The sequence below is a fragment of the Sporosarcina koreensis genome (genome assembly GCF_001531445.1).
Taxonomy (GTDB): Bacteria; Bacillota; Bacilli; order Bacillales_A; family Planococcaceae; genus Sporosarcina; species Sporosarcina koreensis_C.
Map to the genome: position 1 here is coordinate 1 of NZ_LQYA01000058.1, position 21,066 is coordinate 21,066.

General features: G+C 41.1%; 19 protein-coding genes and 3 pseudogenes. 10 read left to right on the forward strand and 12 right to left on the reverse strand.

The genetic code is table 11. From position 1 onward, the window contains the following. Together AWV70_RS24445 and AWV70_RS09740 are read left to right on the forward strand one after the other, a co-directional pair. Window positions 1–374, forward strand: a pseudogene (locus AWV70_RS24445) (transferase); the annotation flags it as partial. Between the two features lie 3 nt (window positions 375–377). After that, on the forward strand, window positions 378–1,529 hold the full coding sequence (locus AWV70_RS09740; RefSeq protein ID WP_060206546.1) for a DegT/DnrJ/EryC1/StrS family aminotransferase: 1,152 nt from the start codon (window positions 378–380) through the stop codon (window positions 1,527–1,529). Window positions 1,530–1,690: 161 nt separating this feature from the next. On the opposite strand, the gene ggt is transcribed toward AWV70_RS09740, so the two are convergent. The 6 genes and pseudogenes from ggt to AWV70_RS09770 all read right to left on the reverse strand — a co-directional run bounded on the left by ggt (window position 1,691) and on the right by AWV70_RS09770 (window position 8,552). After that, a complete protein-coding gene (gene ggt, locus AWV70_RS09745; protein ID WP_060206548.1) occupies window positions 1,691–3,442 on the reverse strand; it encodes a gamma-glutamyltransferase in 1,752 nt (583 codons plus the stop codon). Between the two features lie 317 nt (window positions 3,443–3,759). Then, window positions 3,760–4,035: pseudogene (locus AWV70_RS09750) on the reverse strand (VanZ family protein); the annotation flags it as partial. Between the two features lie 52 nt (window positions 4,036–4,087). Beyond that, window positions 4,088–4,897 (reverse strand): creatininase family protein, encoded by an 810-nt coding sequence (locus tag AWV70_RS09755; protein WP_060206552.1) that lies wholly within the window; start codon window positions 4,895–4,897, stop codon window positions 4,088–4,090. A 27-nt stretch (window positions 4,898–4,924) separates the two neighbouring features. Beyond that, window positions 4,925–6,337, reverse strand: a complete 1,413-nt coding sequence (locus tag AWV70_RS09760; RefSeq protein WP_060206554.1) for an APC family permease — start codon at window positions 6,335–6,337, stop codon at window positions 4,925–4,927. Between the two features lie 117 nt (window positions 6,338–6,454). After that, window positions 6,455–7,234: an IclR family transcriptional regulator gene (locus AWV70_RS09765; protein WP_060206556.1), complete on the reverse strand. Its 780-nt coding sequence runs from the start codon at window positions 7,232–7,234 to the stop codon at window positions 6,455–6,457. A gap of 823 nt (window positions 7,235–8,057) precedes the next feature. Then, window positions 8,058–8,552 (reverse strand): VanZ family protein, encoded by a 495-nt coding sequence (locus AWV70_RS09770; RefSeq protein WP_060206557.1) that lies wholly within the window; start codon window positions 8,550–8,552, stop codon window positions 8,058–8,060. 38 nt (window positions 8,553–8,590) lie between these two features. Here AWV70_RS09770 and AWV70_RS23795 point away from each other — a divergent pair, with 38 nt between their 5' ends. Together AWV70_RS23795 and AWV70_RS09775 are read left to right on the forward strand one after the other, a co-directional pair. Next, window positions 8,591–8,740 (forward strand): hypothetical protein, encoded by a 150-nt coding sequence (locus AWV70_RS23795; protein WP_160327642.1) that lies wholly within the window; start codon window positions 8,591–8,593, stop codon window positions 8,738–8,740. 110 nt (window positions 8,741–8,850) lie between these two features. Beyond that, window positions 8,851–9,250, forward strand: a pseudogene (locus AWV70_RS09775) (transposase); the annotation flags it as partial. A gap of 626 nt (window positions 9,251–9,876) precedes the next feature. On the opposite strand, the gene AWV70_RS09780 reads toward AWV70_RS09775, so the two are convergent. Beyond that, window positions 9,877–11,295 (reverse strand): sensor histidine kinase, encoded by a 1,419-nt coding sequence (locus AWV70_RS09780; protein WP_060206562.1) that lies wholly within the window; start codon window positions 11,293–11,295, stop codon window positions 9,877–9,879. Next, window positions 11,292–12,017 carry a response regulator transcription factor gene (locus tag AWV70_RS09785; protein ID WP_082713545.1) on the reverse strand — a complete coding sequence of 242 codons (726 nt, stop codon included), beginning with the start codon at window positions 12,015–12,017 and terminating at the stop codon, window positions 11,292–11,294. Before AWV70_RS09785 ends, AWV70_RS09780 begins: the two co-directional genes overlap by 4 nt. A gap of 246 nt (window positions 12,018–12,263) precedes the next feature. On the opposite strand from AWV70_RS09785, the gene AWV70_RS09790 reads away from it, so the two are divergent. The 5 genes from AWV70_RS09790 to AWV70_RS09810 all read left to right on the forward strand — a co-directional run bounded on the left by AWV70_RS09790 (window position 12,264) and on the right by AWV70_RS09810 (window position 18,041). Continuing rightward, entirely contained in the window at window positions 12,264–13,175 is a 912-nt protein-coding gene (locus AWV70_RS09790) for an ABC transporter ATP-binding protein (RefSeq protein ID WP_060206563.1), read from the forward strand. Further along, complete coding sequence (locus AWV70_RS09795; protein WP_060206565.1) at window positions 13,172–13,930, forward strand: ABC transporter permease; 759 nt, start codon at window positions 13,172–13,174, stop codon at window positions 13,928–13,930. Before AWV70_RS09790 ends, AWV70_RS09795 begins: the two co-directional genes overlap by 4 nt. 12 nt (window positions 13,931–13,942) lie before the next feature. Beyond that, window positions 13,943–14,677 carry an ABC transporter permease gene (locus AWV70_RS09800; RefSeq protein WP_060206567.1) on the forward strand — a complete coding sequence of 245 codons (735 nt, stop codon included), beginning with the start codon at window positions 13,943–13,945 and terminating at the stop codon, window positions 14,675–14,677. 485 nt (window positions 14,678–15,162) lie between these two features. Continuing rightward, window positions 15,163–16,725: an esterase/lipase family protein gene (locus AWV70_RS09805; protein ID WP_235588606.1), complete on the forward strand. Its 1,563-nt coding sequence runs from the start codon at window positions 15,163–15,165 to the stop codon at window positions 16,723–16,725. A gap of 236 nt (window positions 16,726–16,961) precedes the next feature. Beyond that, on the forward strand, window positions 16,962–18,041 hold the full coding sequence (locus AWV70_RS09810) for a hypothetical protein (protein WP_060206569.1): 1,080 nt from the start codon (window positions 16,962–16,964) through the stop codon (window positions 18,039–18,041). A gap of 152 nt (window positions 18,042–18,193) precedes the next feature. On the opposite strand, the gene AWV70_RS23800 is transcribed toward AWV70_RS09810, so the two are convergent. The 3 genes from AWV70_RS23800 to AWV70_RS09820 all read right to left on the reverse strand — a co-directional run bounded on the left by AWV70_RS23800 (window position 18,194) and on the right by AWV70_RS09820 (window position 19,565). Beyond that, on the reverse strand, window positions 18,194–18,334 hold the full coding sequence (locus tag AWV70_RS23800) for a hypothetical protein (RefSeq protein ID WP_160327643.1): 141 nt from the start codon (window positions 18,332–18,334) through the stop codon (window positions 18,194–18,196). Window positions 18,335–18,485: 151 nt separating this feature from the next. Continuing rightward, window positions 18,486–18,914, reverse strand: coding sequence for a hypothetical protein (locus AWV70_RS09815; protein ID WP_060206571.1), 429 nt, complete (start codon window positions 18,912–18,914; stop codon window positions 18,486–18,488). 138 nt (window positions 18,915–19,052) lie between these two features. Next, the gene (locus AWV70_RS09820) at window positions 19,053–19,565 is read right to left on the reverse strand and encodes a competence protein ComK (RefSeq protein WP_060206573.1); all 513 of its coding nucleotides are present in this window, start codon (window positions 19,563–19,565) and stop codon (window positions 19,053–19,055) included. 217 nt (window positions 19,566–19,782) lie between these two features. Between AWV70_RS09820 and AWV70_RS09825 the strand changes: the two genes are divergently transcribed. Then, window positions 19,783–20,286, forward strand: a complete 504-nt coding sequence (locus tag AWV70_RS09825) for a sigma-70 family RNA polymerase sigma factor (RefSeq protein ID WP_235588607.1) — start codon at window positions 19,783–19,785, stop codon at window positions 20,284–20,286. Window positions 20,287–20,548: 262 nt separating this feature from the next. On the opposite strand, the gene AWV70_RS09830 is transcribed toward AWV70_RS09825, so the two are convergent. After that, a complete protein-coding gene (locus AWV70_RS09830) occupies window positions 20,549–20,860 on the reverse strand; it encodes a helix-turn-helix domain-containing protein (RefSeq protein ID WP_060206577.1) in 312 nt (103 codons plus the stop codon). Window positions 20,861–21,066 lie beyond the last annotated feature (206 nt).

Here is a 21,066-nt window from a genome sequence, read left to right on the forward strand (position 1 = left end):
TTCATAATCTGATTCATCCTACGCTAAGGATTTCCCGATTTAACACTATGGGGCAAGGTAATGTAATATGCGAAGGTAACATATTAACAACTAATATTGTTATTAAAGATTTCATTACTATTAACCTCAATTGTACAATAGGTCACGATACAGTCATTTCTTCATACTGTACTTTATTGCCTAATTCTTCTGTTTCAGGGAATGTACTCTTCGAAGAAAGAGTTGATTTTGGTACGAATGCAACTATCATACAAGGAATCACAGTAGGATCTGGCACAATCGTGGGCGCAGCTGCAGTCGTGGTAAAAGATCTACCGGCAAATTGTACAGCAGTCGGCATGCCGGCGAAACCTATTAAATTTCATGAGGTGTGATTAATGAAATCACGGATATTATTATCTTCCCCTCACATGAGTGGGAACGAACAGAAATACATAAATGAAGCATTCGAAACGAACTGGATTGCACCACTTGGTCCTAACGTAAATGCGTTTGAAAAGGAACTCGCGGATTATGTCGGGACAGCTGGTGCTGCGGCTACTTCGTCCGGTACAGCAGCGATCCATTTGGCGCTAGAGCTTCTCGGCGTAGGCTATGGTGATACTGTCTTCTGTTCTAGTTTGACGTTTGTGGCTAGTGCGAACCCTATCTTGTATGCGGGGGCAGAGCCTGTATTTATTGATTCGGAAGAAGAGACATGGAATATGTCACCTGTCGCATTGGCTCGCGCCTTTGAAGATGCACAAGAAAGACGAGAGTTGCCTAAAGCGGTCATTGTCGTAAACTTGTATGGGCAAAGTGCAAAGATGGATGAATTGATGTCTATCTGTGAACGGTATGAAGTTCCTCTCATTGAGGATGCGGCTGAGTCGCTTGGTTCACTCTATAAAGGGAAAAAGAGTGGGTCATTCGGCCATTTTGGCATCTATTCCTTCAATGGAAACAAGATCATCACGACTTCAGGTGGCGGCATGCTTGTCTCCAATGACCTTGTCGCATTGGACCAATCACGCTTCTTAGCGACACAGGCACGTGATGCAGCGAAACATTATCAACATAGTACCTTGGGTTATAACTACCGTATGAGTAATATCCTTGCAGGTGTTGGCCGTGCTCAGCTAGAAGTGCTAGATGAACGTGTACAAGCCAGAAGAGATGTGTTTGACCGATACGTGCAAGCGTTAGGGGATATTGAAGGCGTTCGTTTCATGCCGGAGTTGGAAGGGACTTATTCGAATCGTTGGCTTACTGCTTTGACGTTGGATTCCGAAGTTATAAAGATTACCCCTTATGAACTGATTGATCTGCTGGAGAAAGAGAATATTGAAGCGCGTCCGGTATGGAAGCCGCTTCACATGCAGCCGTTGTTTGAAGGGTGTAAGTTTTATCCACATGCTGAAGGTGATGTGGTGGGTGAGCGGTTATTTGCCGAAGGGCTTTGTTTGCCGTCAGGGTCGAATATGACGGTAGAGGAGCAGGAGAGAGTGATCGGCGTTTTGAGGAAACATGTTTACCGGGTAGCTGTTTGAATAGTGATGGACCTTTTGAGAGGGCTTAACAAATAACCAGATACCTAAACTGTGTGAAGCTATTTAGTGAGATGTAATTCTCCTAGATGGCTTTTTTTGCAATAAGGAAAATCGAGCCCCCTAGCTGATAGCAATCTGGCTAGGGGGAGATAAACTATCTTTTAAAAATCTATCCCAATCGCCGCTCCATTACGGCTCGAGTCGGCAACTCCTTTGAAAATGCCTTCTTTCTGGTCAATCCAGATACTTTGGACATTCCCGATGACTGTCGACTTTTCTCCGAATTGATGGCCTCTCATTCGCAATTGTTCCATTGCTTCTTCAGTAATGCCTTCTTCATAGCGGTAGGAAGAGGTGTTGTTCGTATAGATTCTCGGCTCCTCGACTGCCGCTTTTAGTTCCATGTCGTAGGCAATGGAGTGGATAATCGTTTGGAGCACCGATGTGATGATTGTCGGGCCGCCCGGTGATCCAACAGTCATGACTGGCTTGCCGTTTTCATACACGATTGTTGGTGTCATACTGCTAAGTGGCCGCTTATTCGGTTCGACTTGGTTCGCACCGCCAGGCACAGCGTCAAAATCGGTTAGTTCATTGTTAAGCATGATGCCATAGCCCGGCACCATGATGCCTGTACCGAAGAGTTGCTCGATAGTTGTTGTATAGGAAACGACATTGCCCCATTGGTCTGCAACGGAGAAGTGAGTCGTCTCTCCCGGATTTTTATCACCTGGTTGTTCAACAATAACGGATTCCTGAGCTGCACTCTCATATGCCCATGGGTCTCCGGCTGTTGGTCTTTCAATCATCGAGTCAAGATTGATCAAGTTTAATCGCTCTTGAATGTAGTCAGGGTGCAACAACCCTTCTAATGGAACATCGATGAACTCTGGATCTCCTGCATAAGCGGCACGGTCTGCATAGGCGAGATGCATTGCTTCTGCAAGCAAATGATACTTCTCCCACGACTTCACATCATATTGAGACAAGTCCACTCCATCCAGGATGCCAAGCATCTGAAGCAAGAACACTCCGCCTGAACTCGGTGGCGGCATGCTTGCAATCTGGTAGCCTTTGTATTCTCCCCAAATTGGCTTGTCCAACGTTACATCGTAAGCCGCCAAGTCTTCTGTAGTCATAGAGCCGCCGTATTGTTGGACCACGCCCGCAATCGCTTCGGCAATTTCACCTTTATAAAATACATCCGTTCCTTCAGTTTTAATGAGCTCAAATGCTTTCGCCAAATCCTTCTGGATGAGTAGGTCCCCTTCACGCAATGGTTGTCCGTCCGGGATGAACACATCGCCTGCTGCTGTCTTGTAGAGCATTGCTTTGTTTTCCTCAATTGCCGCCGCTAACACGGAATCAATCGGAAAACCATCTTGTGCAAGTTGAATAGAAGGGGAGATCAATTCCTCCAAGGACATCGTTCCCCAGCGTTCAAGTGCGGCTTCAAGACCTTTCAACGTCCCTGGAACACCGACAGCTTTCCCGCCAGAGGCTCTTTCCGCAAAAGGAATGGGTTCTCCATTTTCGCTCAGGAACATATCCGGTGTAGCTCCAGCAGGCGCACGCTCTCGGCTGTTTAAGATAAGTGTCTCATCTGCTTCAGCATCGTAATACATAAGGAATCCTCCGCCACCGATGCCCGACATCATCGGTTCAGTGACATTTAATGCAAACTGGATGGCGACCGCTGCATCAATCGCATTTCCTCCGTTTTTGAGAACTTCCGCACCGATTTGGCTCGCAAGTGGATGTGCGGTCGTCACCATGCCATCCATGCCAGTCGCCACTTGGCGGTAATTCTCGTAATTCATATCCCACTCTTTAGCCATCCCCACAGGCAACATACTGAATACGAGTACCAAACTCAACGGAACTGCAAACAGCCACTTCAATCGCTTCTTCATCATCCCACCCCTTTAAAATGTAGTTGTGAACTGTCTAACTTCTCAAAAGAAGCCTCCCTTCCCTTTATTGTGGAGAATTGCAGTGAATAGACTACAATAATATGATTATATTGAATAACTAGATAAATTGCTAACTATTTACTTCGGAAATGGAAGTATTAAATTAAAAGAAGAAGTTAGGTAGTGCAATCCTTTTTTATGGGGAGGTCAATAGAATTTTTGAACTTGATGTTCTTAATCTGTTGTATTCGTTATGAGGGAAGTTCACCAATGAATTTAAAAAACGCAGAATCCAAAAGCTATGGACTTCTGCGTTTTTATTGTTGTTTGCGGTTGGCGAAGGTGATCTGGATGAATCGATAGCCGATTAAGAATGTACACGCTCCTGCCATATCCAATAGAACGTCTTGAGAAGACTGGGTCCGGCCATCGGTGAGCGACTGGTGAAACTCATCTCCGATTGCTAGGGCAAGCGTGATGAACAGCGCGACAAGCGTTCGGTAACGAATATTCGGTAGAACGCTGTATATGGCGATTGCCAGCAATCCGAACATAAAGAAATGGGCTGCCTTTCTTATTAGGAACTCGACGAAAGGGAAATAGCCACCCGTGCCCTGAGTAGTTTGTTGGTGTCTGCACCCCTATTTACAAAGGAATTTCTCTATTCCTCAAATTCACAGTTACATCCCGCTCACAGAAATCGATCAGTTCCATAAGATTTTCCAAAAACTTTTTATGATATTGTTCACCGATTGAACTCGAGGCACCCATGGCGTCCCCCATGATTCCTATGCCTTTTGTGTCTTCGCGATAACTGTTGACGTCACTCGATGATAAGACACGGTCACCTTCGATGAAGGGATCATGTTGTAGGAAACGGTGTTTTTCCGGGATGTTGATGGCTACTTCTGCAGGCTCACAAAGTTCGGGATATAAATGAAACATATGGGAACTTTCCATTTCCTCTGCATGGCCGATTCCGCCAGGCTCAGATCGCCGTAATGCTTTGCCTATTTCGGAGTTGAAATAGAATGGATCTACAATTGGGAGGAAAGCGCCAGTTTTATTTCTGAGCCTTGTAGCGGCAATTTTGATGGGCGGTAGATTAGCTTCCCTATGCCCGTTGATCAGAATGATCTTTTCAAAGCCATGATAAATTAAGCTTTGACAAATATCTTCTACAACAGCTGTCAAAGTCTCCGGTCGTAATGTGACAGTTCCTGGATAAGCCATATGATGAGGGGCCCATCCGAACCAGGATTGGGGAGCGACCAACGTATTTGTGAGACGTCCCGCATCTTCTGCAACTTTCTTGGCGACAAATGAATCTGTTCCAAGTGGTAAATGTTTGGAATGTTGTTCCACACTTCCAAAAGGAACAATTATAGTTTTCTTCTTTTCTAAATAAGCTTCAATATCTTCCCATTTGTTTTCATGCAACCATATAGTTTTCATCCTCGTAACCTCCATTAACTTCAATTCTTAAATATCGCCAGTCATTTCCTTCATGTCTTCTTCACCTAAATACACCCAACGTTTGTGAGCGTATAAGAAATACCAGATGGTCAATAGTACAACCCAGGAGAAGCCGATGATTAAGGCGATGGGTTGGATAAATGTCAATATCCACAAGCTTCCTGCTGTAGCGACGATAGCTAGGACAGGTATGTTTTTAATGTTTAATGGAAAACGGAACTTCGCTTTCAATTCCGGCCGTGTCACCCTGACGACAATCAGAGCAATATTCATAATTGCCATCATGAACCAATTTGCAAAAACAGCTGCACTAACAAGGACACCGATTGCCGCTGCATAGCCCATGGAAGCTGTGAATGTAGCAGCAAGTGCAATAACGCCTGTAAAGATGATGGCGAGATTTGGCGTACCTGTTCTCTTATTCACTTTCCCGAAAATAGGAGGTGCTGCATGTTCTCTAGCCGCAGCATACAGCATTCTTGATGATCCCAAAATACATCCGATTGTGGAAGTGCCTGTTGCCGTTAGTGCAGCAATTGCAATCAGTACGGCACCTATGCCGGGTAAGACGTTATCCATAGCCAATGATAATGGCGCTGTGGAATTGGCCAAGTCTATGGGTGATGCAGAAGATACGACGCCATACCCGGTGATGATGTATAAGATGACGACCGTAACTAAAGCAGAGATTTGGGCCAATGGCAGATTTCGACGGGGGTTTTTAGCTTCTTCCCCTAGCGTAAGGACAGCCTCAACCTGCATCTGTCCAAAAGCAATCAAAGCGGTAGCGGCGAAAACTCCTTGCCAGCCATTCGGCAGGAACTCCGGGTATTGGAAAGGTCCTGCGGGATTGGAGAATAATGCAATACCTGCAATCGCGAATAATGAAACTACTTGGATGATCGAAAAGAATGTATTTATTTTCCCTGTCGCTTGTATGCCGATTAACAGCAACAATGTAATGAGTACGGATATGACCGGAGCGGCAATCACCGGAGAGATATTCGGAAATATGAAGTTGAAATAGCCTGCAAATCCTAAATTCACTGCACCGGCAGCAAAAGCGAATGAAAGGAAATATAAACCGGCACACCATAGTGCTATCAGTTTACCGAGTGTTTTGGAGATGGGGGCAAATGCAAACTTAGCATAGGCGTAAGACGCTCCTTGATAAGGCCAGATCGAAGCCATTTCTGCATAACTCATTGTAGATAGCAAGGCCACCAGACCGGCGATGATGAAAGCGATAAATAGAGCAGGTCCTGCTTGTGCGACGGCCGGACCAATTACGGTAAATATCCCTCCCCCTATTAAAGCACCGACCCCCACACTCCAAAGATCTACAAAACCAAGTCCTCTTTTTAATCCTGATGCGTTTGTAGGAGCTCCATCATTGTTTAATAGAAGATTATCATTCATTCTTTTACCTCCATTCCATATAGTGGATTTCAAATTCCATTATAACATGAAAAGCTGTCAAGTAAACTAACAATTCCAATTAAAAATAAAAAAAGGAATCTTAGAGTAGATCCCTTTTCAAACGTCTTTCTTATTAAGCTTATTCGCAATGCTCTCTGCTGCTGATTGTAATAAGTCTATATAATTCTCATAATCTTGTTCAAAATCTTGTTCCATTCCAACAATGCTTAAAGAAGCAATTACTTCATCTGTGATTGGATTAAATATAGGAACAGCGAGAGCAGTTGTGCCTTCGAATAACTCTCCTTTACTTATGCTGAAACCATCTCTTCTAATTTCATTCAATATGTTGTGGATAGTTTCATGGTCAATTGGGGTGGAATCGGTGAACTTCTTGAATTCAAACTTCTTTAACAGTATCGCTTGTTCTTCATTATCCATATAAGCCAATAAAACTCTCGGGCAAGCAGCGGCATACAGAGGGGCCCGTCTTCCTATATTCGGATAGATCCGGATCGGCCGCCAGGATTCAAACTGTTCTATATAAACAGCTTCCGCATGATCTCTGATTGCCAACTGAACCGTAAGATTTGTTTCCTCTCGAATTCTAAGCATTTCGCTCTTAGCCAACTCCCGAATACCCAAATTGGATTTTACCAGCTGGCCTTTTTCCAAAAATGCAAACCCCAATGAATAGGATGATTTTCCTTCTAAAATGACTTTCTTGATATAGCCATATTCTTCAAGTTGCACCAGAGTTCTAAAAACAGTTGTTTTCGGTATGTTCACTTTCATGACAATATCCTCCAAGAAAAGAGAGGGGTGCTTTGTTGTGAAGCAATTGATGATATCCAACGCTTTTTGAATACTTGTAGACGGTGATAGGTTGTTTGCCATAATTCCTCCTTAATAACTGAACCTTCTTATAAATGCTCTCTCATGTAGTATAGCAGAGATAGACGTATCTTTAATATGCATGTTCCAACTACCATGAATGCAATCACTCCATTTTGTTTAGCTAAAGTACGTGTACTACTGGCACCCAAACTTAACGTTTTCAAGATAAGTTTGAGGGAATATGAGGTATGGTGTTTAGGCTGTGAATGCGTGGGATAAGGGAACATTCATCTGAATGGGTTTTATTGGAGATATGGAATCACTGAAGAAATGGAGGTGGAAATTCCGATTCCCCGCATGTGGTGTCTGAACTGCAAGGTTACTATCTAAGTCCTTCCAGTCTTTCTGCTCCCAGACTTTCAACATACAATTCATACGATATTGGCGCGCATACTAAAACACCTTCAACAAAAGAGGAAATCGAATGGCAGCCAGCAGCTATAAATGTTCCATGTCTTCTACTTTATTAAACGGATCAATTGGATACATACTTTTTTTTCAGCATGGGAGATGGCGGTTTAATTTCTGAAAATAAAAAAAAGAGGCAAAAATATTTTAAGATGATCCCGGATTTTGGTTAAGCACCCTTCCTAAGAAGGAGCTGGGTTTTGAGATAAATACAAGTTCTCCTTTCTATGTCTTGCGATATATTCATAGCATGTATGTTGAGGTGGGGAAATATTCATAGACTGGCGAACTATCATTAACAATTAGCCGCCATTACGAAAGGGAAATACCGATAAAAAGGCGGATGGTGTGAGCGAAAACTATAGTTTGTAGTGAGCCTGCGGGCAGAATTGATTTGATGAAAACCGCGTGAGTCCTAAATAATGGACTTGCGCGGTTTTTGTTTTCGCCAAAGCTTGGCTAATCCGAGCTGGATGAGACGGAACGAGATTAAAAATGTAATTGCTCCAGCCATATCCAATAGAACGTCTTGAGAAGATTGGGTCCGTCCGTCGGTGAGCGACTGGTGATACTCATCTCCGATTGCTAGAGCAAGCGTGATGAACAGCGCGATAAGTGCTTGGTAACGGATCTTTGGTAGAACGCTGTATATGGCGATTGCCAACAATCCGAACATGAAGAAATGAGTTGCCTTTCTTATTAGGAACTCGACGAAATGGTAATAGCCTCGTTCTTCGACAGAAACGATTATCCCCCAGTAGGGGATTTGTAGTTTCGACAATTGGCTCTCGAACGGCTTGCCAGGGAGTTTGTCCTCTAGCAACGGCATGATGGACTGCTGTTCGTCCGTCTGGCCGGATGAATAGAATAATACGCCGACAATGAGTAGTAAGATTAGGAGTTTTTTCATGTAGCGACCGTATCATACCGAAGTGGGTGCTGTCTAGAATGGGGAGGTTTCTTTGTGCAGTTGAAAGAAAACACAGAGTTGCTAGAAGGCTTTTAGAGGCTTATCCAGCTGCCGGAAAAGAGCTTGTAAATAGTTTTGAAGATAAGGAAAGGAATGGGCCTTTTCTAAAAAGATTTGCTGAAAAATAAGTCCGTTAATCATATAGGAAGAATGGCAAGCTTTAATATACCTAGTGTCTAAGAGAGGACACTTAAGCTAGGAGGAAGGGGTGGACTGCTTTGCGTTTGGGCACAAATAGCATTATGTTTGTCTGTTCACAGATCTTTTCAACCGGGAAATTATCGGCTACAGTTCCGGCCCGAATAAAGATGCACAACTGGTCTATAAAGCATTGTCGCGAATCGACCGTCCGCTCGATACGATCCAGTCATACCGACCGCGGGAGCGAATTTGATAACCGGTTGATCGAAGAAGTATTAGTCACATTTAACATCAAGCGGTCGCTAAGTATGAAGGGATGTCCCTATGGTAATGCCGTTGCCGAAGCAATGTTCAACGTAGTCAAAATGGAATTAATCAAGCAAATGCGCTTTGAAGATCAGCAACAACTAGATTTAGAACTTGATGATTACGTTAACTGGTACAACAAAATTCGAATACATGTCACCCTCAATTACCTAACGCCGATAGAATACCGCATGGCTGCCATTTGGAGCAGATATCGCGCAAGGGGCATTGCGACTTTACAGTGAGGGGCGGGCATGATAGCCTTGGCGAGAAAAGCCAGTTACTGTTAACTGGCATTCTGGCTCGGAAGTCATGCCCGCAGAGGATCGGTGTCAAGTCGCAACTTCAAAGGGGAACAGACCTTAAAATTTTTGTGCAGTTTAGTGTTGACAATCCAATGTAGAATTTGATGAAAGAAAGGTTGAGTTGCTAATACACTTTACAAGAGTCATATTAAGTTACGTTTATACGATACCGGAGCAACTAAAGGAAATTAAAGGTGAAATGGATATGGAAGTTGAATCAAAATAAAAGGTTGCAGTAGATTTTGTGTTGGATGTCAGGTACACATCCATCTTAAAATATGCTTCTTCACTGTGGCTTGAATCAGATGAATAAAGACACAAGAAAATACCACTTGTGCCGTATTTTTGAGCCACTTCATACAAAACTTTTGGCCATATAAGAAATGTAGATAACCATCTACTATTAAGTGAGAAAACTAAGTGGTATCGACGAAGAAAGCCGAGGATCTCCTGTGTTAAGGAAATCCTCGGCTTCTTTTAGGTAACTTGTCTATATTATTGTTAAATTAATCCTATTCGATTGGAAAAGTAATATTACACTGGGTTCCTAGTTGAAGTTTACTATTTATTTCAATATCTCCGCCATGAGCTATAATGATTTGCTTTGCAATTGCCATTCCTAATCCTGTTCCAGAATTATTAGAAGTTGCACTCGTCCCCCGGAAGTACCGGTCGAATAAGTTTTCAATAGTTTCTTGATCCATACCGATTCCATCATCTTCAATTATTACACGAATTTGCCTTGGATGAGACAGGTCTTCATGAAGTATGATCTTGATTTTAGTTGCAGGAGGATTATGTTTAATACTATTTGCAATTAAGTTTTCTAATGCTCGTTTTAAATATTTCGTATCTATATTAAGAAATATTGGCTCCCTATTCGTTTCAAATGAAAACTGCTTATTTTTTGATTCCGGTAATGTTTTCAGTTGTTCCAAAATATCTTTAATCACAATTACAAGGTCTTTTTGTTCAAGTTGTATCGGAAAAGCATCATTTTTTAATTGAAAAGTTAAGTTGAAGTCTTCTATTAGTTGCTCCATATATTCCACACGATCTTCCATGGTTTTAGCAAAGTGACGTACTTTTTCTTGTTCCCAATCATATTCTTGTGCAGATAATAAGACAGTATATCCTTTAATAACAGATAGAGGAGTTTTTAAATCATGAGAAACACCTGCCATCCATTCTTCCCTAGTTTTTTCCAATAACCTCCTTTCTTCCTCGTTTTTCTTAAGTGTTGATGTAAGCCCTGAAAGAGCCTGAGTTAATTCTTGATACGTTTTATACTCTGCTTTATTCCGTCGGCTTTTTTTTGAATGAAACTTCAAATAATAAGAGGGTTCTTCATACATACCTTTAGATAGATTGTCAATCCAAAATACAATATACAGTAAAGGAGCACCTAATTGTTTTCCAAAAAATAAAGCAATTAAAATTCCAATTATTATAATGGAAAGAATCCATAGATTATTCATCCAATAAAAAAATGGATTATTATCAGCCATTGGTTTCCCTAACACCCATGTTAGAGCCTGATTGTCTATGGTTTTATACCATGTAGATAACTGATAACCCTTTTTAGCAGGGTACAGGTAATCAGACACTAGTTCCCCAGGAATATAATGGTCCGGCACATTTTTTGGTTTTTTAAAGGAAAAAACTTCATCACCTTGTTCATTCAATACTTGCATCCACATTTTATTTTTTACTAAATCCTCTTTTGTTTCGGAACTTACTGAAAGGTTATGATCAACAACAACCGTATCTTCAACAATTTTGCTAATCGATAATTGTGGAGTTTCTGTTTTGTTATGTCCAAGAAAGAAACTGAATAGAACGATGCTGATTCCAATGAGTAAACCCCAAATAAGCATTAACCAGAAAAGTCGTGATACAAAGTAAAATGCGACACGATTTTTTAATTTCACAACAAGTCCTCATTTGTTGTTACTTCAAATATATACCCTAATCCCCGAACCGTTTTAATCCATTTAGGTCTACTAGGATCTTTCTCTATTTTTTCACGTATACGTCGTACATGTACCATCACCGTACTATCTCCACCATAAAATTCCCCCCATACATCTTTATATATTTGATGTTTACTCAAAATCTGGTTAGGATGTTCGCAAAAATATAGTAAAAGTTTCATTTCCTGAGTAGGACATTCTATCCTTACACCATCAACAATAAGTCTTCCAGTATTGGGATCTATTTTAAAATAGCCATAATCGTATACCATTTTACGTAAATGTGGTGATGGAATTTGAGTAGAACGCCTTAATTGGGCTTTCACACGAGCTACTACTTCTAAAGGATTGAAAGGCTTTGTAATATAGTCATCTCCTCCAAAACTAAATCCCTGCAATTTATCTAAATCTGTAGTTTTAGCCGTTAAAAACAATATAGGTACATCTGTATCTGAACGAATTTTGCTACATAAAGTAAACCCATCAATATCCGGTAACATAACATCTAACAGTATTATGTGAGGATTTTCATGTATAGTTTTTAACAGAGTTTCGGCTCCTGTATTGGCTTTTAAGATATTTTGAAATCCTTCCTTTTCAAAGACGACTTTTAATAAATCTAGAATATGCTGATCGTCATCAACAATCAGAATTTTATGATCTTCGAGTTTGAAAGTCACACATGTTCCTCCCTTCTATCTTAGTATTATTTTACATTAAACATAAGTTGAAGTTGTTGTTATGGGAAAGAATTTATATTCTGTTCAGAATTCATAATAGCCAAATTATTTTGTAGCCCTTGATACTATACGGATGTGGCATAAATAGAAATTAATTTTCGGGGAAAATCGTTAAGTAAATGTTTAGAAAGAGTTTCGTTCATATTAAAAAAGTTTCGTTTACGATAGAAATGAGGTGAGGAACAGATGAATGATCAAATATTAATGACAAATGAGCTAACCAAAAAGTATAAGAAGCATACTTCTGTGGACGGGTTGAACTTAAGGATTGAACGTGGACAAATTTATGGCTTTCTTGGACCTAATGGCGCTGGAAAAACAACAACGATTAGAATGTTGCTAGGATTAATTAAGCCAACTAAGGGGAGTGTCGAAATTTTCGGTCATAACCTGAACAAAAACCGGCTACAAATTTTACAAAGAATCGGATCGTTAGTAGAGTCTCCAACTTACTATGGAAACTTAACTGGTCGTGAAAATTTAGAGGCTGTTCGTAGATTACGAGATCTTCCGGAAAAACGGGTTAGCGAAGTGTTGGAAATTGTAAGATTAACCAAAGTGGCAAACCGACTAACAAAAGAATATTCGCTTGGAATGAAGCAACGTCTCGGTATTGCTGTTGCCCTACTTAGTAATCCAGATTTATTAATACTAGACGAGCCGACTAACGGTTTAGATCCGTCCGGTATTCAAGAAATCAGAGAGTTGATTAAGGAGTTGCCGGAGGCTGGAATGAGTGTTCTTGTATCCAGCCACTTGTTAAGTGAAATAGATCAAATGGCTACACAGGTAGGGATCATTAATAATGGTAAAATGATTTTCCAAGATTCGATTGAACGCTTAAGACAAAAACGAAAACCTCTATTAAAAGTTGGAGTTAATGACGTAATGAAAGCAAATGCAATATTAAAAGAACGGGAATTAAAGGCTGATTTACAAGACGATTTTTTGTGGTTATCTCAAACAGATCCGGCATATGTTTCAGAAATTAACTCTATTCTAGTTCATTCGGGTGTATCTGTATATCGACTTGAAGAAGTGAAAAGAACACTTGAAGATATCTTCTTGGAATTAATCGGTACAGAGGGAAGCTTATGAAAAATATATTATGGGCAGATCAATTAAAATTAAAACGTTCGTCGTTATTGATAATTGTTTTATTAGTTCCGCTACTTATCTTGGCATATGAGTTGGTGAATCTCACCTATCGTTCCGGGTTTGTGGAAAAACAAGTTGAGATGTTCGGTGCAGGTTCTATGTGGATGTATTTATTGTATGACAATAGTTTGTTATTTGGTTTAGGTTTCCCATTGGCCGTCACACTTGCAGCATCAGTGATAGCAAATATTGAACATCAGGCAAATGGATGGAAACAAACCCTTTCAATGCCTATATCAAGAGGGAAAATTTATTTAAGTAAATTTATTTGGCTAACAATTAGTCTATTCCTTTCCACTACTATTTTTCTGATTGGCATGGTTTTTTTAGGGAAAGTGTTAGGATTTGAAGGGGATGTTCCTTGGGGGGTATTGATAGGCGACTGTTACGGTATGTTGATAACAGTATTACCAATAATGGCCTTTCAATTTTGGTTATCTATGACGATTAAAAATCAAGCGTTCTCGATTCTTATTGGATCAGTTTCATCTATTGTCGGTCTATTTTTAGCTGCTGCTCAAACGACTAGGTGGTTCCCTTTAGCTTATCCAATCCAATCATCAACGGTTATATTGCTATATGAGGGTATAGGGTATAACCCAGATTTTTCAGCCTTCCTAGTCATCAATTTGATATTAGGTATAATCCTTATGTTTATAGGTTCTAAGCATTTTGCTAAACAGAATGTCCAGTAAGGAGAGATTATTTTGAAAAATGTCTTATATGTTGAACGATTAAAATTAAAACGCTCTAAGGTGTGGTTACTTTACTTCATGGGTCCCCTTTTAGGCGTATTCCTAGCTTATATAAATTTCTTTAAAAACTATGATCTTTTTATGCAACCAGGAGATAATGAATGGATTGAAGTATGGACACAAGTAGCGTTATTTATGGGTCCTTTTGTATTACCAATCATAGTTGGGATATACGCAGCCCTTGTTTGTAGGAGTGAACATATCGGAGGTGGCTGGAAACAACTATTAGCCTTACCAATCAAACACTCAGAGATCTTTTTGGGGAAATTTCTAACAGTGGTAAAAATGGTTGTTATTACAATGCTAATCTTATTAATCTTTTTTATAGGATTTGGTTATATAAAAGGAGTAGAAGGCAGTCTTCCGATATTTACAATACTTGGATTCATGATTAGAGGCATTTTAGCGTGCTTGCCATTGATTCTACTACAACTAATTATTTCCATAAGGGCAAAAACATTTGGTATACCATTAGCTGTTAGTATTGTTTTTACTCTTCCAGCCATTATTGTTGCTAGCACACCTTTAGGGCAGATTTACCCTTGGACACAACCTATGCTGGCAATGTCACCTGAAGATGAATCACCTATTCAATCTTATTTCTTATTTTATACACTTGTTATCGGAGCCTTTATAGTTTTCCTGATATATGGTTTGCGAAGTTTTACTAAACGAGATACCAATTAATTATATCTAAAAAGATATTCAAAAGTTTGGTAATTTACTAGTTCAAAGTGCAAATAAACTCAATTAAAATTCTTGGTGTTGTAAATTTGCACATGGGGTACAGTCCCGAAAATGCGGATTTACAACGTTAGTTGGTTTACAACGATAGGGATTTCGAGACAAGTCATGTGGGAGACTGATAAGCTTTATTTCACGTATTATTTACCCTATCTCAATAGATTAGACACTATTGATACAAGGTTAATAACCTTTGATATAACTAGACTTGCACTTTTACCGTTGTAAATCCGCAAAATCCTGACTCCTCTTCTAGTCCATGTGGGGGCGCAACGCTCGAAATCCATTCTCGTATAATAAGAACGGAAAAAGAAGGAAATCGGCGAAACATAGAGAATATATACTCTAATGAAAATATTATTAGATCTATTTGTTGTTTCCATTTAACAAGGCATTCAAAAAAATGGACGTAATGGAGGAGTTTTTTAATGAACAGTCAATTGATGAGAAGGTTTTTAGCTATTTTCTTATGTTTATTGATTTTTTCGCCATATGGTCTGTCTTCAGAAGTATCAGCCGGAAAGCTGAAGCCCCCGGGTGAAACCTTCACTCCTGGCGAATGGTTCCTCGGTGATCGTCCACCGAATTACGATTCATCGAAACCACCGATTGTCTTTGTCCAAGGGAAGAATGGAAGCTCAACAAGCTGGTATGGGGAGACGACTTATCACGGCGTTAATGATATGTATACGATGGCTTACGATGCTGGATATCAGACCGTTTTCGTCCAGTTGTATGACGCGGCCGGCAATGGTTCTGAAAATCAATACACGAATGGGCGCATGCTTGCCTCCATGCTTGGAGAGATATCACGGCACTTCAATGGACAGAAAGTGAATATTATCGCCCACAGCAAGGGAGGTCCTGATACTCAGGCAGCCCTTATCCACTACGGGGCCCATTCATATGTCGGCAAGGTCATCACATTAGGATCGCCTCATCACGGATCCGAACTAGCAGACCTATCATACAGTTGGTATGCGGGATGGCTCGGGGAACTGCTCGGGCAGAATGACGCCGGCACCTATTCCTTGCAGGTTGGGGAAATGGCCAAATTCCGCTCAGCAACTGACAGTCATTCCAACCGCAGCAAGAATGAATACTATACGGTAGCAGGAACGAACAAAGGACCGGCCTTCTCTGCCCTAGCCCTCGGCGGAGCCTATTTATCTTTCTACGGGGCAAATGACGGCCTCGTCACGGCGACTAGCACAAAGCTGCCATATGGCACACATTTATTTACCGACAGCACAAGTGATCATGATAATATCCGCCAAGGATCCAAAGTCTTTTCCCGGATTGAACCTTATTTACGCAGTGCCACTGTAAGCCAATTGTCGGCTAATACCGAAGCATCAAATCAAACGGACACCGTCATCCACAGTGAATCCTCCAACTATATCACCGGAGGCAAACTGTCAGATAGTGAATTTACCAAGAAAGAAATCTATCTCCCTGCCAAAACAAGCGGCACTATCTCCGTCTACACAGCCAGCAATGATACAACTGTCGAGCTGGTTGCACCGGACGGAACGATTATGAAAGCCTCAGGACCAATAAACGATGATACGATTCTCTCTGGCGCAAGTCTCTATTCATTCCAGCCAGACGAGCTCGTTGAAGGTTCCTGGACCGTACAAATGAAGGCAGCGAATGCAAAGGATGCCTATCTGCTTGTCTCCTCCTTTGATGAATCCGGGAAGCTTGAGCTCAAAATGGCTGGAAAGGGCAGTGCTGACCAAACATCCTTCACCTTGAAAACACCGAAGCAAGCCGGAACAACAAGCCTTTCCTTCAAATTGAAGGATCCGGATGGAAATGAACTTACACAAACGATCATTCCTAAGACAACAAACGGAGCTGAGTTCACATCCAAGCTGCCGAAAGTTTCAAAGCCCGGCGTTTACAATATGACTGTTGACATGACGACGAAGCACCCGAATGGCAAGGAATCGGTCAGGACTTTGGTTCGGTCAGTTTATATAGAATAGACCTAAGCGTCAAATAGCGCCCACCTGTTTTTCAGGGGGCGCTATTGTTATTGCTATCTATGTAGTTTTTTTAGGTGCGTGGCAGTAATGATGTGAAATAAAGTAGATATCGTTGAAGTTAATCTCCTTTTTTAAATGGCTTTGTCTACGTTGTATGTAAGAAGGATTATAGTCTTTCTTGTCGAATTAGAAGAATGGATGATAGAGAAAAAGTATGTTTGAGGGAGGGGATTGAGATGCCGATTGAGGTGGGGATTTGGAAAGTGAAGGGATCAGAGGCCAATCGGATCTTTTTTTCGCCTTTGGATTCTGAGCTGAAGTTGGAATCCATATTGGCAAATGACATTTCCATTATTTCTGATGACGTTCTTGTCATCGGCAGGCAAGTTGCTACAGATCATGGAAAATTCATTGATATTTTGGGGATGACGGCGGAAGGTGATCTTGTCATTTATGAGTTGAAGAAACATCAGACGCCTAGAGATGTTGCGGCGCAGGTCATCGACTATGCCAGCTGGGTGCAGAATTTGTCGTACGATGATTTCGTCGAACGCTACGAACATCTTCACCACCATTCGTTGGAGGAGGCATTTGCAAATAAGTTCAATACGGAATTGCCTGACGAACTGAATAACGCCCATCAGATGGTCATCGTTTGCGCGGAGCTTGATCTAGGAACTGAACGGATCGTCAATTATTTATCGACAAACTACAACGTGCCGATTAATGCCGTATATTTCCGCTATTTCAAAGAAGGTGAGAATGAATTTCTAACGAGGACGTGGCTCATTGATCCTGCTATAGCGGAAGTGAAGGCAGCTACGACGCAATCGGACAAGAAGAAGGAAACGTGGAACCAGCGTGACTTTGTCGTGAACTTTGAGGATGGACCCATTCGAAGTTGGCGGGATGCCATGAAATATGGTTTTGTCTCTGCAGGGAATGGCAGCTGGTTTAGCCAGAAATTGCGCCATTTGTTCGTGGGGGCGCGTGTGTTTTGTATGATTCCGGGCGGCAAGGGATATGTAGGGGTCGGTACTGTTACCCGCAAAGCTGTCCCGTTAAAAGACGCAATTATTTTTCATGACGGTAAAGAACACAGATTGCTCGATTGTCCACTCGAAGATAACAATTTCAAGCATGACCTGGAGGATATGGAACTATGTGAATATGTTGTGGCTATTGATTGGATCAAGGCACTGCCCATTGAACAAGCCTATTGGACAAAGGGGCTTCGGGCCAATCAAAACACAGCGTATAAATTGCGCAATCAATTTACAATTGAAAAGCTTGAGGAGTTTTTTGAGATAAATTGAGTGGTGTGGGAGTAAACCATATTCCAAGCAATCACTACACAAGAAATATAGATTGCAACGAAACGTAATACCTTCGCTGCACAACGAAAGAACCTCGCAACAAAAACAACTCATACAATTTACAGCCACAATGGACTGTGCGAACTCCTGAGTCATTCATTCCGGACAATAAAATCCCCAGGTAAGTTACGGATCAACTTCTTTTTCGTTGCCATCACAGTGATCATAAGCGCTCGATAGGCAAGGTCTTCGAAAACATGCTTGTCCTCTTTATAGATTTCATACTTCAACATGCGTCAGAAACGGCCCGGTGAATTCCGAAGAATTCACGGGCTAGTTTGGTGTCACCGATTGTTATGGCGAGCAGTTCTTTCATTCGACTGGATAGACTTGCGGATAACTTTTGCGATTCTTGTGAAGACGTGTAGTTAAGATCTTTAGATTTTAATAAGGATTTAGAAAGAAGAGCTCGTCTGCTGAAAGTTGTTCATTTGCCTCGTCCTGATGCGGTTTTTTGTCATCGTCCCGGCCGTTCATTTTCCTGTGGTCATCGAAGGGTAAAATGATGTAGATATTAGCGCCAAGTCCGCTCATGACGGGGCGGATGTAATGAACCTTTTCGATGATTACGAGTTTGACAAGTTTACGGATGGCGCGTCTTATCGTTACATTTGATTTCCCCGTAGCTTCTTCAATTGTACCGTGTTTCAGATGGGCTGCGCCATATTTCACCGAATAACGGCGGATGACGTCGAGCACTTGGCGATCCGATTTCGTTAACTCATCCCAGTGAAGTGAAAGATGTTGTTCAGCAGCCGCGTCCATTTCTGCGATTGCGGCAAAGCGTGCGTAGTCTTTCAGGTATGTTGTCATTTTTATTTTTCCCCCTTTACCTTCTATATAGATAGGTGGGGTCAAAAGGGATACTGAGAGTAGAAAATAATTTTGGAATCCCAAAACAACCACCCATTCCACGGAACAATCGTAGGAATGAGTGGTTGTTTTTCAAGATCATTTCAATTGTTGCATGGCTAGATCTGGTGCCATTCCAAATAAGGGATGACTGGCTATGTATGCGCGTTTTGATTGTTGGGCATGGCTTAGCAGCGTGTGCATACGGAATTTCTGTTGCTTTACGGTATAGAGTGATATGGGGACTTCGATGACTGTTTCGTTGTGGAATGTAATTTTAGTTTTCTCTTTTTCTATTGCTTCTGTTTTAAAAAAATGGCTGAAGATCCAAATGCAGTCCGGATGTATTGAAGACTTTGTCGGAAACACCGCTATATCTTCTGAAATGAGGAATGGCGGCTTTTGATGAAAATTCAGCAGTTTCCGGGCTGCCTCTTGGCGTCCTTCCTTGGAAGAATGATGACGGAGACATGCTTTGTTAAGTAACTCGACAGGACTTGTTTTTGAATAATAGATTCCATGTGTTGTAATAATTTCGGACAAGTACTTACCGGTGGTGACCGATTTTAGCGCCAATGCCCGATAGTCAAGCAGTAAACTTTCGTCTTTCATACTTAGCCCTCCTTAAAAATTATTAATCTATTTCTATTTTACCATATCCTTCCGTATAAATAGTATAAAAATACATATTTATTTAAAAATTAGTTCAATTAAACGATTCATTTCACCTATATAAACGTCAAGAATACTAATGCAAACGTTATGAATGCCGATTGGTCTTCTACATGCATACCTCCTAATATGAAGGTACCCGGGAATAAAATGCATCGTGCACGATCGAAAGGTCAGCCATGTGTTGAATTTTGAAGACGTGTTAGCTCAGTATGAACCGATGATATCTGCAAACATTCGCCAATTGAATATTTACCGTGAACATGAGCAGTACAGGCAGGCGGGCAGGGTGGCATTATGGCTGGCGTGGACGAGGTTTGATGATGAAAAAGGCGATTTTACGCCATTTGCGTACCGCAGTATTCGCGGGGCGATGTTGGATGAGTTGAAACGGGAAAGCCGTTTTGAAGAAAACGTCATGCCGACTACAGATGATGTGCTTGTTTACTTTATAGGTGGTGCGGCTGGGGATGATGGATTTGAATGTCTCCATGACGCGATTGAACAGCTTGATTCTTCCGAAAAAGTGTTTATCCAATGGGTTTACCTTGAAGGTTGCAGTATGGCCGAATGTGCTGAACGTTTCGGCATTTCGGTTGCCGGCGTGAAGAAAAGGCGGGAGAGGATGATGAAGAAGTTGAGGGGGTTGATGGGTGTATAGATAGGAGTGCATGGATGATGTTGACAAGAACCTTCTGCGTATGCGGAAGGTTTTTTGGGATGGTAGTAGTTGCCGCAACGCAATGAAACCTGTTTGTAACACAACAAAATTGGTACGCAACGCAATGAAAACAGTGTGCAACAGGTGATGTTTATAGCTCTTTATCCTAAATGACAGATCGAGACTTGCTTCAGTAGTTAACCCGACTTATAAAGCAGTCTCGATTTTCTTTTGTGAAGAATTAAGTCGAGGGAAATAGTACTTAATCATTCATGATTTTCAAGAAATCATTTAACTTCATTCTTGCTTCTGGACTAAGCATTTTAACGGTGTTGATTAGTTGGATTAGATCTTCAGGCATGTCCTGAAATTCATCAGCGAAGAAAGCAGCCAAGCTTGAATCCAAGACTGTCAATATTCGATCTAACATATCGATGTCTGGAATAGCACGGTTGTTTTCAAATCGACTTATATAGGATTGTGAAATGCTTACTTTGTCAGCAAGTTCTTGTGTGGTTAGATTTTTAGCTTTTCGCAGCGCTCTTAATTGCCCGCCAATATTACGTTTGTTCATATAAAGCTCCTTATATTAATTTCTTATATCAAGTCTAACTTGAATACTTTTAAGGTGCTGAAAAAACACATGTTTAGAACTAATATTCATAAAAGTGTTGATGATTATGCATAAATGGTCTAATATTTAAGTTATTAAGAACAATTACTTCTATTTCATGGCTAGAAAGGATGATGTTTGAGTAGCGCAATTAGACCTTTAAAGTT

Bases quoted from the DNA above. Each gene is read 5' to 3' on its own strand.
- AWV70_RS23800 (WP_160327643.1), bottom strand. From the start codon at position 18,334: ATGTTGAAGTATGAAATCTATAAAGAGGACAAGCATGTTTTCGAAGAC.
- AWV70_RS23795 (WP_160327642.1), top strand. From the start codon at position 8,591: ATGGGGAGGTTTCTTTGTGCAGTTGAAAGAAAACACAGAGTTGCTAGA.
- AWV70_RS09760 (WP_060206554.1), bottom strand. From the start codon at position 6,337: ATGAATGATAATCTTCTATTAAACAATGATGGAGCTCCTACAAACGCA.
- AWV70_RS09790 (WP_060206563.1), top strand. From the start codon at position 12,264: ATGAATGATCAAATATTAATGACAAATGAGCTAACCAAAAAGTATAAG.
- AWV70_RS09830 (WP_060206577.1), bottom strand. From the start codon at position 20,860: ATGAACAAACGTAATATTGGCGGGCAATTAAGAGCGCTGCGAAAAGCT.
- AWV70_RS09805 (WP_235588606.1), top strand. From the start codon at position 15,163: ATGAACAGTCAATTGATGAGAAGGTTTTTAGCTATTTTCTTATGTTTA.
- AWV70_RS09795 (WP_060206565.1), top strand. From the start codon at position 13,172: ATGAAAAATATATTATGGGCAGATCAATTAAAATTAAAACGTTCGTCG.
- AWV70_RS09740 (WP_060206546.1), top strand. From the start codon at position 378: ATGAAATCACGGATATTATTATCTTCCCCTCACATGAGTGGGAACGAA.
- AWV70_RS09755 (WP_060206552.1), bottom strand. From the start codon at position 4,897: ATGAAAACTATATGGTTGCATGAAAACAAATGGGAAGATATTGAAGCT.
- AWV70_RS09770 (WP_060206557.1), bottom strand. From the start codon at position 8,552: ATGAAAAAACTCCTAATCTTACTACTCATTGTCGGCGTATTATTCTAT.
- AWV70_RS09810 (WP_060206569.1), top strand. From the start codon at position 16,962: ATGCCGATTGAGGTGGGGATTTGGAAAGTGAAGGGATCAGAGGCCAAT.
- AWV70_RS09820 (WP_060206573.1), bottom strand. From the start codon at position 19,565: ATGAAAGACGAAAGTTTACTGCTTGACTATCGGGCATTGGCGCTAAAA.
- ggt (WP_060206548.1), bottom strand. From the start codon at position 3,442: ATGAAGAAGCGATTGAAGTGGCTGTTTGCAGTTCCGTTGAGTTTGGTA.
- AWV70_RS09815 (WP_060206571.1), bottom strand. From the start codon at position 18,914: ATGACAACATACCTGAAAGACTACGCACGCTTTGCCGCAATCGCAGAA.
- AWV70_RS09765 (WP_060206556.1), bottom strand. From the start codon at position 7,234: ATGGCAAACAACCTATCACCGTCTACAAGTATTCAAAAAGCGTTGGAT.